This is a genomic window from Hymenobacter setariae, assembly GCF_007713685.1.
Taxonomy (GTDB): Bacteria; Bacteroidota; Bacteroidia; order Cytophagales; family Hymenobacteraceae; genus Hymenobacter; species Hymenobacter setariae.
The window spans coordinates 1,031,171-1,045,575 of the sequence record NZ_VMRJ01000001.1 but is presented as its reverse complement, the minus strand read 5'-3'; the positions used below and the strand labels follow the sequence as shown (position 1 = coordinate 1,045,575).

Sequence of the window (14,405 nt, the reverse complement as noted above, 5' to 3'; positions counted from 1 at the left end):
GTCACGACTTTCTTCTAAAAAAGAAGAAGGGCGGCCAGTAGGGGAGGAGTTACTATTCCGTGCTACTTTGTGCCGCAATATGTGCCGCTACTGCCAAGCCTGTTAACATGATTTCTTACTCCGAAGACCAGGCTCGGGCCTTCGTAACTGATGCGGGTACGCTGCAACGCGGGCAGCAGCTGGCCCAGCCAGCCAAGTGGAACAACCTAGGCCGCACCGACGACACCGCCTGGGGAGAGTGCGCGGGCAGTGGCTCAAAGCCCTACCTAACGGGCATCGACCTGCGCGAGCCAGCCTTTAAGTGCTCGTGCCCCAGCCGCGTGTTTCCGTGCAAGCATGGGGCGGGCCTGCTGCTACTGCTGGCCCGTCAGCCCGCACTTTTTGCGGCTAATACGCCGCCTGGATGGCTAGAGGAATGGCTGGCCAAACGCCAGCAAACCCAGGCTAAGAAAGAAGAAAAAGCGGCCGCGCCCCGCCCAGCAGTGCCAGAAGTTGCGACCACCGCAGCCGTCAGCCCGGCCGGCCCCGAGCCGGCTAGTGCGCCCGGTGGCGGGGTAGCGCCCGCCCGGCTAGCCCGCATGGCGCAGGGGGCCGACGAGCTGGAAGTCTGGCTGCTTGACCTAGTGCGCCACGGGCTAGCCACGCTCGACCAGCAGCCCGCCAAGTTTTGGGAAAGCCAAGCCGCCCGGCTGGTAGACAACCAGCTGCCCGGCCTGGCAAGCACGCTGCGCGAGCTGGCCACCCTGCGCCACACCCACGCCGACTGGCCCGCCCGCTTGCTGGGCCGCTTAGGCGAGCTTTACTGGCTAGTGCGCGCCTTTCAAAACCACGCGCAGTTGCCCACCGCCACCCGGCAGGAAGTGCTGCAGCAAGTAGGTATCACCATCAAAAAAGAAGAGCTACCCGCCTACGCCAGCCCCGTGGCCGACGAGTGGCAGGTAGTGGGCCAGCTCACCTGGGACGAAGAGCGGCTGACGGCTCGCCGCAGCTGGCTCTATGGCCTGGGCACCGGCCGCTACGCGCTGGTGCTGGAATTTGCGTTTGGCAGCCAAGCTTTTGCGACACCACTGGTGCCGCAGGGCATCTACGCGGGAGGACTGCTGTTTTACCCAGGCGCCCTGCCGCTGCGCGCCGCCCCAGTTGCGTTCACCTTCCTAGGTTCTGCACCTTTGACTGGTGCCCAGGCCGCGCAGCAGCCTAGCCAGCTGCTCGAGGAGTACGCGCAGGCGCTGGGCCGCCAGCCCTGGCTGCGCGAGTGGCCCGCTACCCTAGGGCAGATGCAACTAGCGCAGCAGCCCGGCGGCCACTGGGTGCTGGTGCACCCCACCGACCCCGTGGCGCTGCCCCTGCGCTTCACGACCGATGACGCACCCTGGCAACTGCTGGCGCGGAGCGGCGGCCAGCCCCTTACGCTGTTCGGCGAATGGGATGGGCGCGCGTTTCGGCCGCTCAGCAGTTGGCCTGGCCAAGCTGCGCGTGAGGAGGCCGCGGCCCCTCAGCCTGCGCTGGCTAGTGCGGAGGCGTCGTCGCCAGTTAGCTCTACTGCCTCAGCGCCGGTAGCGGGCGCAACAGCCGGGTCGGCTCCCGAAAATACCCCTAGGCAGGCTTTCCCTCCCTTCGCGCAGCTCTTGCGCATCGCTCTGCTAGGCACCCGCCAAAGCGGCGAAGCAGTGCTGCCGCTGCCGGGGCTGGCCGCTTCAGCCGACAGCCCCGAGCAGCAATTACTGCTAGCGGCGGGCACGCTGGCGCTGATGCAAAAGGCCGGCTCCCAGCCTCCCAAAGCCACTAAGGAGCCGCCCCAGCCGGCCCCCGCCGATGCCGGGCAGCCGCTCGGGCCCCTAGGGGCCGACGCCTTCCGCACGCTGCTGACTAATAGCCAGTACACTGCCTTCCGCACCGACTACTGGCAGCAAATGGCCCAGCACCAGCGCCTGGTGCCGCCGGCGCTGCTGGTAGCGGCCCTGCAAAACGAAAGCTTTCGGCAGCACTCGCCCGGCAACCTGGCCCTGCTGGGCGAGCGCGGCCGGTGGCTGGCGCAACAAAACCCCGACTGGCACGCGGTGCTGGCGCCCGAGCAGTCAGCCGATGACCTAAGCGTCTGGGAAACGGGGACGCTAGCCCAGCGCAAGCACTTTATCAGGCAGCTGCGCCAGACTGATGCCGAGCAGGCCCGGCAGTTCCTAGGTGCCGCTTTGCCCGCCGAGCCCGCCGCTGCCCAGGCCGCCCTGCTGGGTGAGTTGGCGCCTACCGTCGAGGCGGCCGATGCGGCGCTGCTAACCTCCTATCTTGCTTCTAAAAGCAAAGAGGTGCGCCAAACCGTGGTGCTGCTGCTAGTGCGACTACCTAACTCAGAATTGCAGGAGCGGCTATGGCAGCGCGCCGTGTCTCTCCTAGGTCTGAAACGCCCGCTTCTGGGACGCAATAAGCTGCTCGTGGAGCTGCCGGAAGGCTGGGATAAATCGTGGCAGGCCGAGGGCATCGAGCAGAAAACGACGAGCATTGAGGGCGGCGAGCGCGCCGGGTGGCTAGGCCAACTGCTGAGCCTGTTGCCGCCCAGCCGCTGGACGGCGCACCTAGGAGCATCGGCCGAGGAGCTACTGGACTTGGCCGCGGATAGTGAGTGGCATACGCTGCTGCTGCGCGCTTGGGCGCGGGCGGCTTCTCTGCATCAGGATAAGGGGTTTGCGGTGCCGCTGCTTCTGCATCATTTCGCGCAGCCCCATTTGCTGGCCCAGCAGCAAGCCACGCACCTGCTGGCCCTGCTGAGCGAGGACGAGAAGCTCGCCCTGCTCCGTACCCAGCTACCGCCCCGCACGAGCGAGCTACCTAGGTTTTTGCCCGAGTTCTTAGCCCACGTATCCGCGCCCTGGCCCGCCGATGTAGTGCAGGCGGTGCTTCAATTTGCTGCTAAGGTGCTGGTCCCGAGCGTGGCGTACTACTACGGCGAACCGCACCAACGCCTCTCGGCGCTGTGGGCGCGCTTGGCGAGCGCCGCGCCCATCGAGCAGCTGGCGGCCTGCACCCACACCCTAGAGCCGCTAGCCAGCACCCACCCGCCCGTGGCGACGCTCGTCGAGCAATTTCTGGAGTCGGTGCGCTTCCGCCAGCAGCTAGCCGCCAGCCTTACCGAACCTTTCACTCCCTCTTTATCCTAATTTCCGCATGGCTACCTCTTTGCCGACCGACCTGCTGCGCCCCCACGCCGAAGACCTCTACGCCGAGGAGCTCGCCGCCCTCAAAGCCGCCGACGACCGCCCCAAACCGCCCAACTGGCAGCTTTCGCCATGGGCCGTAGTCACGTACCTGCTCGGGGGCAAGCTCGACAATGGCTTCGAGATTGAGCCTAAGTACATCGGCCAGCGGCGACTGATGGAAATTGCGGTGGCTACCCTGGCCACCGACCGCGCCCTGCTGCTGCTAGGCGTGCCCGGCACCGCCAAAAGCTGGGTGAGCGAGCACCTCACGGCCGCCATCAGCGGGCACACCAACCTGCTGGTGCAGGGCACCGCCGGCACCGCCGAAGACAGTCTGCGCTACTCCTGGAACTACGCCCGCCTACTCGCCGAGGGCCCCTCGCTGGCCGCCCTGGTGCCCAGCCCGCTCTACAAAGGCATGGAAACCGGCCAGCTCGTGCGCATCGAGGAACTCACCCGCATCCCCTCCGACGTGCAGGACACACTGCTGACCATGCTCTCCGAAAAGGTGCTGCCGATACCCGAGCTGAGTACCGAAATCCAGGCCACCCAGGGCTTCAACGTCATTGCCACCGCCAACGACCGTGACCGCGGCGTAAACGAGCTGAGCAGCGCCCTGCGCCGCCGCTTCAACGCTGTGGTGCTGCCCCTGCCCGCTAGCCTGGCCGAGGAAGTCCAAATCGTGCAAACCCGCGTGGCCAAGCAGGGGCGGGCCTTGCAGCTGCCCGTGGAGGCCCCGGCGCTAGAGCAAATCAGCCGCCTAGTCACCATCTTCCGCGAGCTGCGGGCGGGCGTCACTGACAATGGCAAAACCAAGCTCAAGAGCCCCAGTGGCACCCTCAGCACCGGCGAGGCCATCTCCGTGATGAACGCCGGCCTGGCGCTGGCCGCCTACTTCGGCGACGGCACCCTGCGCGCCCACGACCTAGCCGCCGGCCTCACCGGCGCTGTGGTTAAAGACCCCGCCCCCGACCGCGTCGTGTGGCTCGAATACCTAGAAACCGTGGTAAAGGAGCGCGACGGCTGGAAGGATTTGTACCGGGCGTGCCGCGAGGTGGTGGAATAGAAACGATTTTTTCATATAAAATTTGACACAAATGACTAATTCGCAAGCGAAGCACTTGGTAAACTATATAAGCCAAAACCTAGACAAAAATGGATTCTCTTTTATAAGAGAAGATGCTTTAATCAAGATGCATGAAGTAATTGAGGAAAATAATCAATTGTCTTCAGTTGATTACCTGCTTAGATATATAAGCGAAATCACTGATTCATTAAAAAGTAAATCTAATAATGCATACCAAAGCATTATCAATAGAATAAACAATAATATTTCTCAATCCCGAGGTAGTGACTCTTCTGAAGCAATAGAGTCTTTTCGATTGGAATCAATAGTAGTGGAATTGTCACTGACTGATGGTGAAGTGGAGGAATACGATTTGCGCAATGTGCCGGACTACAGTAATTTAATTGAAGAATTAACCTCAATTCGCAGGGTAATATTGCTAGACGATTCAAACGAAACAATAAATGGCTAAAACAATGAGAAAATCAATGTCTGCTACTACAATCAGTAGTATAAAGGCACGTATTCGTACAACCTTGCGTGCAAATGCGATAGTGGCTCCTAAGAGGGCTAGTGCATTAATGGCATTCAAGCCAGCCTCTATACATGGAAAGTTGTACGAGGTACTTGTTCTTTCTGAGATAATAGAAAAACTTAATACTGTTGAGGGCTATAGTATCAGACTATTAAAATCAAGTAAATTAGTCCTGAAGCAAAAGGGGGGATGGCTTAATTCAAAATATCCACATTTTGAATTATCAAAATTAGGGAAAGTGAAAGCTGAGCTATGGAATGATGTATATTTTGCTACATTGAGCAACCACAAAACAGGAACTGTAATTGAATCTGTTCCGGGCAATTATCATGAACTTGATATTGCTCTCATAAAACCCGGTATTTTCAAATATCCTAAGCACACGGATATTTACATAGGAGTTGAATGTAAAAATACAAATATTGAAAAAAATATTATTCGAGAAGTACTTGGTTTTAGAAGGGAACTGTCTTATGTCGGGCCATATCAACCAACTATATTTCTGAAATGGCCTACCAATCAAGTTAAAGCTAATCCAAGCTCAATTCACCTGTTTTATTGTACAGATAAAGCCTTAATGAGTTATAAAGCAAACTGTGATGAGTTTGGAACAATGTTGGAATTCATGAATATGCATTGAAAATGCCCACCGACCTGCGCCTCTTCGGCATTCGCCACCACGGCCCCGGCAGCGCGGCTAGCCTTGTGGCCGCGCTCGATGCCTTCCGGCCCGACATCGTGCTGCTCGAGTGCCCCGCCGATGCGGAAGCGGCCCTAGTCACTGCTACCCACCCCGAGCTGCGGCCGCCGGTGGCGCTGCTCGTCTACAACCCCAAGCAGCAGGGGCAGGCGTCGTTTCTGCCATTTGCCGAGTTCTCGCCCGAGTGGCAGGCCATTCAGTGGTGCGCCCGCCACGCGGCCCACGTACGCTGCATGGATTTGCCCATGGCGCTGCGCTTCGGGATAAAAGACGCGGTGGCCGAGGCCCTAGCGCCCCCTACCGCCCCCGAGCCCGCTGCCGCTGCCCCGGACCTAGGGCCTGAAGACAGCGCCGCCCCGGCCGCTAGCGAGCCAGCCGACGCGCTCGAAGCCGACCCGGTGGCTTACATCGCCCGGCTGGCGGGCTATGCCGACTCGGAGCAGTGGTGGGAAACGCACCTCGAACACGCCCCCGGCAACGCTGATACCTTCGCCGTGGTGCTCGACCTGATGACGGCCCTGCGCGAAGAGTTGGCCCGCCCCGAAACCGAGGAAACTCTGCTGCGCGAGGCCTTCATGCGCGAAACCCTGCGCGCCACCCTCGGCCAGGGCTACGCCCGCGTGGCGGTGGTGTGCGGTGCCTGGCACGCGCCGGTGCTACAGCCCGAATTGCTCAAGAAAGAAGACAAGGCCCGCCTCAAAGGCCTAAAGAAAGTGCCCACCGAAACCACTTGGATTCCGTGGACTTACGAGCGGCTGTCGTTTAGCTCGGGCTATGGGGCGGGGGTGCTGTCGCCGGCCTGGTACGAGGTGTTGTTCAGCCAGCCCCGCGCCGAGGTGCTCACCCACTGGATGGTGCAGGCCACGCGCCTGTTGCGCGGGCAAGACGTAGATGCGTCCTCGGCCCACGCCATTGAGGGGGTGCGGCTGGCGACCGCGCTGGCCGCCGTGCGGGGCCTGGCCCTGCCGGGCATCGACGAGCTGCAAGAGGCGGCTGTGGCCATCCTAGGGGGCGGCTATGCCGAGCCGCTCGACCTCGTGCACCGGGCGCTGGTCATTGGCGAGAAGTTGGGTGAAGTGCCCGCTGGCTTGCCCGCCACGCCTTTGCAGCAAGACCTAGCCCAGCAGCAAAAAACACTGCGCCTCAAGCCCGAAGCCCTGCCCAAGCCGCTCGACCTCGACCTGCGCCAGGCTACCCAACTCGACCGCAGCCACCTGCTGCACCGCCTGCGCCTGCTCGATATCACCTGGGGCCAGCCCGAAGAAGTAGCCGGCAAAAGCGGCACGTTCCACGAATTGTGGAAGCTGGCTTGGCAGCCCGAACTAGCGCTGGCCGTGATTGAGGCCGGGCGCTGGGGCAATACGGTGCTGGCCGCCGCCGCGACCCGCGCCACCGCCCGCGCCGCCGAAGCCACCACCCTCGAAGCGGTGAGCCAACTGCTAGAAGACGCCCTGCGCGCCGACCTAGGGCCCGCCATTCCGGCGCTGGTAGCGCGGCTCGAAAGCATTGGGGCCAGCACCCGCGACGTGACGCACCTGCTTGCCGCTCTGCCCCCGCTGGTGCAGGTGCTGCGCTACGGCAACGTGCGCCGCACCGATACGCAGCAGGTGGCCCAGGTGGTGCAGCAACTGGTGCCGCGCCTCTGCATTGGCCTGCCCGCCGCCTGCACCGGCCTCGACTACGCCGCCGCTCAGCCGCTGCTAGAGCGCATCGAAGCCAGTCACCAAGCCATTCGGCTGCTTGAAAACTCGGCTCACGCCGCCGACTGGTACGCCGCGCTGGCTGCCGTGCAGCGCAATGCCGCCAGCAACGGCCTGCTGGCCGGAGCCGCCACCCGCTTTCTCTTCGATGCCCAGCAAGCTGATGCCACCGTCACGGCCACTATGTTGGGCCTAGCGCTAGCCCCCGCCCAACCCACCGACTACGCCACGGCTTGGATTGAGGGCTTTCTGCGCGGCAGTGGCCTACTACTCATTCACCACCGCGAGCTGTTTGGCCTGCTCGACACTTGGCTAGGTAGCCTGCCCGAAGAAACATTCCGCGAGATTGTGCCCCTGCTGCGCCGCGCCTTCACCGACTTCTCGCTGCCCGAGCGGCGACAGCTTCTGGAGCTAGCTGGGCGCGATGCGGCGGCGCCCGTGGCCAGCGCCGATGAAGTAGCGTTCGATTGGGAACGTGGGGCGCTGGTGCTGCCAGGGCTCTACCAATTGCTAGCGGTACCCACGCTCGCCTAGGTCACCAGTATTGCTAAAAGCTACTATGGAAACGCCTCCCTTTTTCTTCTACAGCCCCAATGCGTACGCGCTCGGCATCATCGAGCAACGGCCTATTACGTGCCAGTGCTGTGGCAAGGCGCGCGATTTTCACTATAGGGGCAACTTCTACTGCACGACTGCTATAGATGCGCTCTGCCCCTGGTGCATTGCCGATGGCAGTGCCGCCGAAAAGTACGAGGGCTCTTTTGTGTCTGATTTTGAAGGGCTGAATCCCGACCCAAGAGAACTGGGGTTACCGATGTCCGAAGCCTCCATGGCGCAAGTGAGCGGCCACACGCCCGGCTACGCTTCCTGGCAGGGTGACGTTTGGCTCGGACACTGTGGGGATGCCTGCATTTTCCTAGGGTACGTGGGTAGCAAAGAGCTAGCTCCTGTATGGTCAGAGGTTCGCGCCGATGCAGTGGCCAGCGGCTGGGGTGAGGAAAATATCCAGCACCACCTGCACAAGGATGGCGATATGACGGGCTATCTATTCCAATGCCAGCACTGTGGCAAGCACCGCCTCCACGTAGACGCCAATTAAGCAGTTGCTATCCATATGAATACTACCCGCTGGAAACTTGTGCTGGGCAGCGCCGCCGACGCGGCCGACGCCGTGCCGCTGCCGCCCGACTACGGCCGCATGGACGAAGTGCTCACGGCCCTCTACGACGGCGACAAGGCCGAGCGCAAGGCCGGGCTCGGCGGCTCGGCGCCCCGCGTGAGCCGCTGGCTGAGCGACATCCGCACGTACTTTCCCACCGAGGTAGTGGCCGTGATGCAGCAAGATGCCATGACGCGCCTAGGTCTCAATCAGCTGCTACTGGAGCCCGAAATCATGCGCACGGTGCAGGCCGATGTGCACCTAGTGGGCACCCTCATGTCCCTGAGCCGCGTGATGCCGCAGAAGGCCAAGTCCACGGCCCGCGAGGTCATCACCAAAGTAGTGCGCGAGCTAGAGCAAAAGCTTGCCAATCCACTGCGCCAAGCCGTGCAGGGCGCCCTGAGCCGGGCCGTGCGCAACCCGCGCCCACGCTACCACGAAATCGACTGGGGCGCCACCATCAAAGCCAACCTCAAGCACTATCAGGCCGCCCACAAAACCGTGATTCCGGAGCGGCTGGTAGGTTTTGGCCGGCGCGGACAGGCGTTAAAGGAAATCGTGCTGTGCGTAGACCAAAGCGGCTCGATGGCCTCGTCGGTGGTGTACGCGGGTGTATTTGGGGCGGTGCTGGCCTCGTTGAAAGCTGTGAAAACGCACATGGTCGTTTTCGACACGGCCGTTGTCAACCTCAGCGAAAACCTGCGCGACCCGGTCGATTTGCTATTCGGTGTGCAGCTAGGCGGCGGCACTGACATCAATTTGGCCCTAGGGTATTGCCAGCAGCTTATCACGCGCCCGACCGACACCATCTTGGTGCTCATCACCGACCTCTACGAGGGCGGCAACGAGCGCGAAATGATAAAACGCGCCGCTTCCCTCAAGGCCGCTGGTGTCAACATAGTAGTACTGCTCGCCCTCAGTGACGACGGCGCGCCGAGCTTCGACCGCCGCGTAGCCGAGCAGCTCGCTGCCCTCGGCATCCCCAGCTTTGCCTGCACCCCCGCGCGGTTTCCAGAGCTGATGGCGGCAGCTATTCAAGGCCAAAAGCTAGCGGCTTAAAAACAGTAGGTTCTAAGTGTTTGAATAATAATTGCCTTCATAGATAACGTGTTGTGATAGAAACAGCTTGGAGACTATCGGAGACTTGTTGCGCCGCCAGTATTTTACAATTGCTTTTAAGGGCTTGGCCTCGCGGGCATCGGCACGGTAGTAAATTGCTTATGCCATTACCTGATTGATTATCACTGATTTTTATTTGAATTTCATGATTAAATTTTTACTTGTTGGGTTACTGTGGAGCATTGGGCTGGCCGCTAGCCTTCCTAGTCAGGGCCAAGCTTGGCAATGGGCCGCGGCACAAAGCAGCGGCACGGCCGGACTGGTAGAGTTCACGGCAGTAGCCCTCGACGAGGGAGGCAACACCGTAGTTGCTGGCTCGTTTCGGGGCACCGTGACGCTAGGCACCTTCACGCTCACTAGCGCGGGAGGCACCGATGGCATTGTGGCGCGCCTCAGCCCGGCCGGCGTGTGGCTGCAAGCCACTAGCCTAGGCGGCCCGAATAATGAAGCCATTACGGCCGTGGCGGTGAGCGCGGCGGGCGCCGTGTGGGTGGCAGGAGGTTTTAATAATACCCTCTCGCTGGGCGGCGCGACATTGACTGGTGGTACCTCAGTGTCTGGTTTTTATAACGGAATGTTCCTCGCTAACTGGGACGCGGGTGGGCAGTGGCAGCATGTAGCGCAGGCGAAGAACTTGGTAGGAGTTGACCGCATTTTGCCGGAGGCAAACGGGGATATACTGCTAGTTGGCAACTACTTCGATGCCAACACCACCTTTGGCACCGTGGTGCTACCTACGCCCGTCATCCGCAATACGTTTGTGGCCCGGTACCGCCCAGGTACGGGATGGGTGCATGTGGCCTACGCTACCAACGGTAGCTACCTGTGGGTAGGGGGGATTGCTCTGGATGCAACCGGCACGCTCGTGTTGGCGGGCTATATGCAAGTGCCCAATAACATGCCGATTACTTTTGGTGCCCAAACAGTAACTGTTCCAGCTAGTAGCGGCAACCAGGCGCTGTTTGTGGCCCGGTTTGGCCTAGATGGCACTTGGACGCAGCTTGCCTATGCCAGTCCCGGCGCGAGCCCTGCCGCAGAAGTTGCCCTGGCCCTAGATACCAACGGCGATGCCCTCGTGGCCGGTAGCCTCACCACTTCGCAAGGCACCTTTGGTGCGCTCACCTTGCAAAACCCAACCGGCAATAACGCCTACCCCTTTCTGGCCCGCCTGAATGCCGCGGGCAGTTGGGTGCAGGTACAAGGAGGCGTGGGCCCCGGCGGACGGGCCATCCTGAATCGGGATGGCAGCTACACCCGCTTTACTGAAGATAATACCAGCTTCGAAGCCACTGCCACCACGGCTACTGGCGTAACGACACCGCTCTTGCGGGCAAGCAGCTCGGCTGGCATTGTGTTGCGCTGCACGGCAATGTCGCCCACTGGGCAACTCGTGATGGCGGGTACTTTTTCTAATCCTAGCGCCACCTTTGGCAGCCTAGCGCTGACTACTACCAACCAGCAGGCCGCTTTTGTGGCTAGCGCGGCTGGTCGGCCGCTGGCTGCCAAGGCAGCCGAAGGACCTGCTGCGCTATTGCTCTTTCCCAATCCGGCTCGCCACGCCGCTACTTTGCGGTTGCCGGCTCCTATTGCAAAGCCGCTCCCCGTTGCCGTGTTCGATGCCCTAGGTCATCTTGTGCGCCAGCAAGCGTTGCCGGCCCATGCCACCGAAGTAGTGCTTGACTTGGCCGGCTTGTCGCCAGGCTTGTATCTGGTGCGCGCGGGCACCGCCACAAGCCGGCTGGCTGTAGAATAAATCCAGGCTATCTGTTGCTCACAGCGCTAGGTGCTTACTAGCATGCGGAAGCACTTTCCTAGGTTGTTCTTAGCAGCGGCATCGCAGACGTAGGCTGGAGTAGCAAGCCACTAACAAGCTACTCTAGCCTAGTGATGCCACTGCAACTGCCCCGCTAGCACGGTTGCGTGCACCCGAAAGTCGTTATCGAATAAGCAGAGGTCGGCTTGGTAGCCCGGCGCAATGCGCCCTAGGTGCTGGTCTAGACCCAGCACCCGCGCTGGGTAAAGCGAGGCCATGCGCAAGCTCTCGGCCAGGGGTAGGCCCACGTGCTGCACGCAGTTGCGCACGGCTTGTAGCAGAGTCAGCCCAGAGCCGGCGAGCGTGCCAGCGGCATCTACGAAATAATCATCTTGCGCACGAAACTGATAAGGTCCTTGCTGCGTCGGCGCTGTGGCATCGCTGATAAGGAACAAGCGCTCGCCTAGCAGGCGGTGGCTAATGCGCACGCTGGCGTAGGCGCAGTGGCGACCATCGGCCACGATACTCGCGCGCACGGCTTGGTCGTCGTACACCGCGCCCACCAGGCCTGGCGCCCGGCTTGTGAGGGGCGACATGGCATTGAAGAGGTGGGTGGCCGCCGCAAAGCCGTGGGCAAACGCCTGCATGCCTTGCTCGTAGCTGGCATTAGAATGCCCCGCTGAGAGGACAAGGCCGGTTGTGGCCAAAAAAGCAGCTTCCGGGGCTCCTACTACTTCGGGGGCTAGCGTCAGCATGCGCAGCACGCCCCGGCCCCGGTCGAGCAGGTCGGTCAGTTCGCCTAGGGTAGGCTGCCGCACAAATTCAGCGGGGTGCACGCCCCGTTTAGCGGGGCTGATATAGGGGCCTTCTAGGTGCAAACCTAGCAGCCCAGGCATGGTTGGCAAGGCCTGCTTAACAACTGCTAAAGCTTGGTCGACGACCGCGGGCGCATTAGTCGGCACGGTTGGCAAGAAGCTAGTCGTGCCGTGGCGCAACGTGTGGTGTCGCAGCTGCTGCAAGGCTGGCAGCGAGGGCGCAAATCCAAAGGCGCTTCCGCCACCGCCGTAGAGCTGCAAATCAATCAGGCCGGGGCACAGGTGCAGCCCCTGGCCATCGACCTGGGGTAGCGGTGGGAGCTGTTGCCCCGGCGCAAATAAGGCCGCGATGCGCGCGCCTTCAATAAGCACTTGATGCCCGGTGAGCACCTCGGTGCCGGTATAAATACGGCAGTTAGTGAGCAGGTAGACCATCGAAACTATCGCACTAGTAGCAGTTTGCGTTTTCTGCGCTAGCCTCCGCTCACCCAGTGGCGCAGTTCCGTGACGCGGGGCTTGGGCACGATGATGCTTTCGGCGGCGGCGGGCTGCACGTGCACCAGCATCCGGCCATTGTAGTGGGGCTCTAGGGCCGTCACGCTCGGGCGCGCCAGCAGCACCTGGCGGTTGGCCCGAAAAAATTGCCTAGGGTCTACTTGGGTCTCCAACTCGTCGAGGGGCGTGTCGAGGGTGTAGTGCTGGCCTTCGAGGGTGGTCAGGCTCACCTGCCCGTTGCGGATAATGAAGTGCGCCACGTCGGTGGCCGCCACGGGTATTAGCTTCGTTTTGAACGGAATAAGCCAGCTGGTTTTGTAGGCCGGGGGGCTGCTCAGCTGCTGCACGGTGCGCAGCAAGGCGGCCAGGTTGGGTACGGCCTCGGCGGCGCAGTCGGCATAGTGCTGGCGCAAAGTCTCAAATTTGCGCAGACCGTGCTGCAAGCCTTCTTGCGTAATGGGCTTCAGCAAATAGTCGATGCCATTGACCTGAAAGGCTTCCAGCGCGTGCTCATCATAGGCCGTGATGAAAATGACCGGGCTGCTGACGGTGGCCCGCCGAAATATCTCGAAGCTGCTGCCGTCGGAAAGATGGATATCCATCAAGATAAGGTCGGGGGCGGGGTGCTCGGCTAGCCAGGCCACCGTAGCGGCCACCGACTCGGGCTGGCCCACCACTTGGGCCTCGGGCCGCAGCCCTAGCAGCAGGCGCTCGATGGTGCGCGCCGTGCGCGGCTCGTCTTCAACAATAAGAACAGTCACGGTTTACGATAAGGAAGCGGGTAGGGGAAGTAAGACGCAGAATTCGTGGTCGGTTTGCTCGACCAGCAGGCGCTGCTGGTGCAGAAGCCTGATGCGGGTAGTGAGGTTGCTGAGGCCAGTGCCGCTGCTGGCCTCGGGCGAGAGGCGCGGGTAGCGCGGGTTGCACACCCGCAGCTGGTCGGCGCTGGCCAGGCTAATGGTGATGGCCAGCGGCTGGCGGCGGCTCACGGTGTTGTGCTTCACAGCGTTTTCGACTAGTAACTGCAGCGCCAGCGGCGGCAGCGGCCGGTCGAGCACTTCGGGGGGCAGGTCTACGTGCACCTCTAGGCCTTCGCCAAAGCGCATTTGCAGCAGGTAGGCGTAGGAGCGCACAAAGGCCAGCTCCTCGTGTAAGGGCACGGCCATTTGCTCGCCGTGGCGCAGCAAGTAGCGGTACACCTGGGCCATCTCGTTCACAAACCGCTCGGCGGCGGCTGGCTCGTCGTATATCAGCCCGCTCAGCGTAGACAAGGAGTTGAACAGAAAGTGCGGGCTCAGCTGCTGCTTGAGGCTTTCGTAGCGGGCCTGCAATTGCTCGCGCTTTAGGGTTTCGACTTCTTGTGCCAGGTAGCGGCTGCGCTCAACCAGCTCGATGCCTAGCTGGCACGACAACCCCACGATGCTGACTATCTGGGCCAGCGTTAGCAGCAGGGGCATAGAAGGCTGGTTGAACGCGATACCTAGCCGAGCATCGAGGTAGTGACGCCCTAGGCTGTAGCCCGTCACGAGCAGCGCCGTGAGCAGCGCCCGCAGCCCACGGTCGACGAGCAGCGACTGCCGGGCAAACCAGCGCTGCACCGCGCTAGGGCGGTAGCGCAGCAGGAAGTGCAGCCAAAACTGAATCTCGAAAATGAGCACGGCATTCAGGCACAGCAGCAGGGCCTCGCTTGGGGTGGCATAGCTGCGAGGCAGCACGCCTGTGGGCAAGGCAATCATCCCGAAAACCAGCGAGATAGCCAGTGCAATGAGCAAGTAGGCCCGTTGTGAAAACATCACCGGCACCACCAGCTGGGGCAGGCCGCGGCGCGGCGCGGCAGGGCTGCTTGCAGTAAGTACCGGTTGATTCATA

The 14,405-nt window shown here is 61.6% G+C and carries 11 protein-coding genes; 8 read left to right on the top strand and 3 right to left on the bottom strand.

Translation table 11 applies throughout. The features are described from left to right. Nucleotides 1-107 precede the first annotated feature (107 nt). From FNT36_RS04355 to FNT36_RS04320, 8 genes are all read left to right on the top strand, one after another. Nucleotides 108-3,155 carry an SWIM zinc finger family protein gene (locus FNT36_RS04355; RefSeq protein WP_144844718.1) on the top strand — a complete coding sequence of 1,016 codons (3,048 nt, stop codon included), beginning with the start codon at nt 108-110 and terminating at the stop codon, nt 3,153-3,155. 7 nt (nt 3,156-3,162) lie between these two features. Beyond that, nucleotides 3,163-4,260 carry an ATP-binding protein gene (locus FNT36_RS04350; RefSeq protein WP_144844716.1) on the top strand — a complete coding sequence of 366 codons (1,098 nt, stop codon included), beginning with the start codon at nt 3,163-3,165 and terminating at the stop codon, nt 4,258-4,260. Nucleotides 4,261-4,291: 31 nt separating this feature from the next. Continuing rightward, on the top strand, nt 4,292-4,732 hold the full coding sequence (locus tag FNT36_RS04345; protein WP_144844714.1) for a hypothetical protein: 441 nt from the start codon (nt 4,292-4,294) through the stop codon (nt 4,730-4,732). Nucleotides 4,733-4,748: 16 nt separating this feature from the next. Then, a complete protein-coding gene (locus tag FNT36_RS04340) occupies nt 4,749-5,435 on the top strand; it encodes a hypothetical protein (protein WP_144844712.1) in 687 nt (228 codons plus the stop codon). A 2-nt stretch (nt 5,436-5,437) separates the two neighbouring features. Beyond that, nucleotides 5,438-7,729 (top strand): DUF5682 family protein, encoded by a 2,292-nt coding sequence (locus FNT36_RS04335; protein ID WP_144844710.1) that lies wholly within the window; start codon nt 5,438-5,440, stop codon nt 7,727-7,729. A gap of 25 nt (nt 7,730-7,754) precedes the next feature. Beyond that, complete coding sequence (locus FNT36_RS04330; RefSeq protein WP_144844709.1) at nt 7,755-8,294, top strand: CbrC family protein; 540 nt, start codon at nt 7,755-7,757, stop codon at nt 8,292-8,294. Nucleotides 8,295-8,309: 15 nt separating this feature from the next. Then, the gene (locus tag FNT36_RS04325) at nt 8,310-9,413 is read left to right on the top strand and encodes a VWA domain-containing protein (RefSeq protein WP_144844707.1); all 1,104 of its coding nucleotides are present in this window, start codon (nt 8,310-8,312) and stop codon (nt 9,411-9,413) included. A 205-nt stretch (nt 9,414-9,618) separates the two neighbouring features. Further along, nucleotides 9,619-11,226: a T9SS type A sorting domain-containing protein gene (locus tag FNT36_RS04320; protein WP_144844705.1), complete on the top strand. Its 1,608-nt coding sequence runs from the start codon at nt 9,619-9,621 to the stop codon at nt 11,224-11,226. A 128-nt stretch (nt 11,227-11,354) separates the two neighbouring features. Here the strand turns inward: FNT36_RS04320 and nagA are convergent, their stop codons facing one another. The 3 genes from nagA to FNT36_RS04305 are packed head-to-tail and all read right to left on the bottom strand — an operon-like array spanning nt 11,355 to nt 14,404. Further along, nucleotides 11,355-12,476, bottom strand: coding sequence for an N-acetylglucosamine-6-phosphate deacetylase (nagA, locus tag FNT36_RS04315; RefSeq protein ID WP_144844702.1), 1,122 nt, complete (start codon nt 12,474-12,476; stop codon nt 11,355-11,357). Nucleotides 12,477-12,514: 38 nt separating this feature from the next. After that, nucleotides 12,515-13,297, bottom strand: coding sequence for a LytR/AlgR family response regulator transcription factor (locus tag FNT36_RS04310; RefSeq protein WP_144844700.1), 783 nt, complete (start codon nt 13,295-13,297; stop codon nt 12,515-12,517). Nucleotides 13,298-13,300: 3 nt separating this feature from the next. Beyond that, entirely contained in the window at nt 13,301-14,404 is a 1,104-nt protein-coding gene (locus tag FNT36_RS04305; RefSeq protein ID WP_144844698.1) for a sensor histidine kinase, read from the bottom strand. Nucleotide 14,405: the final 1 nt, after the last annotated feature.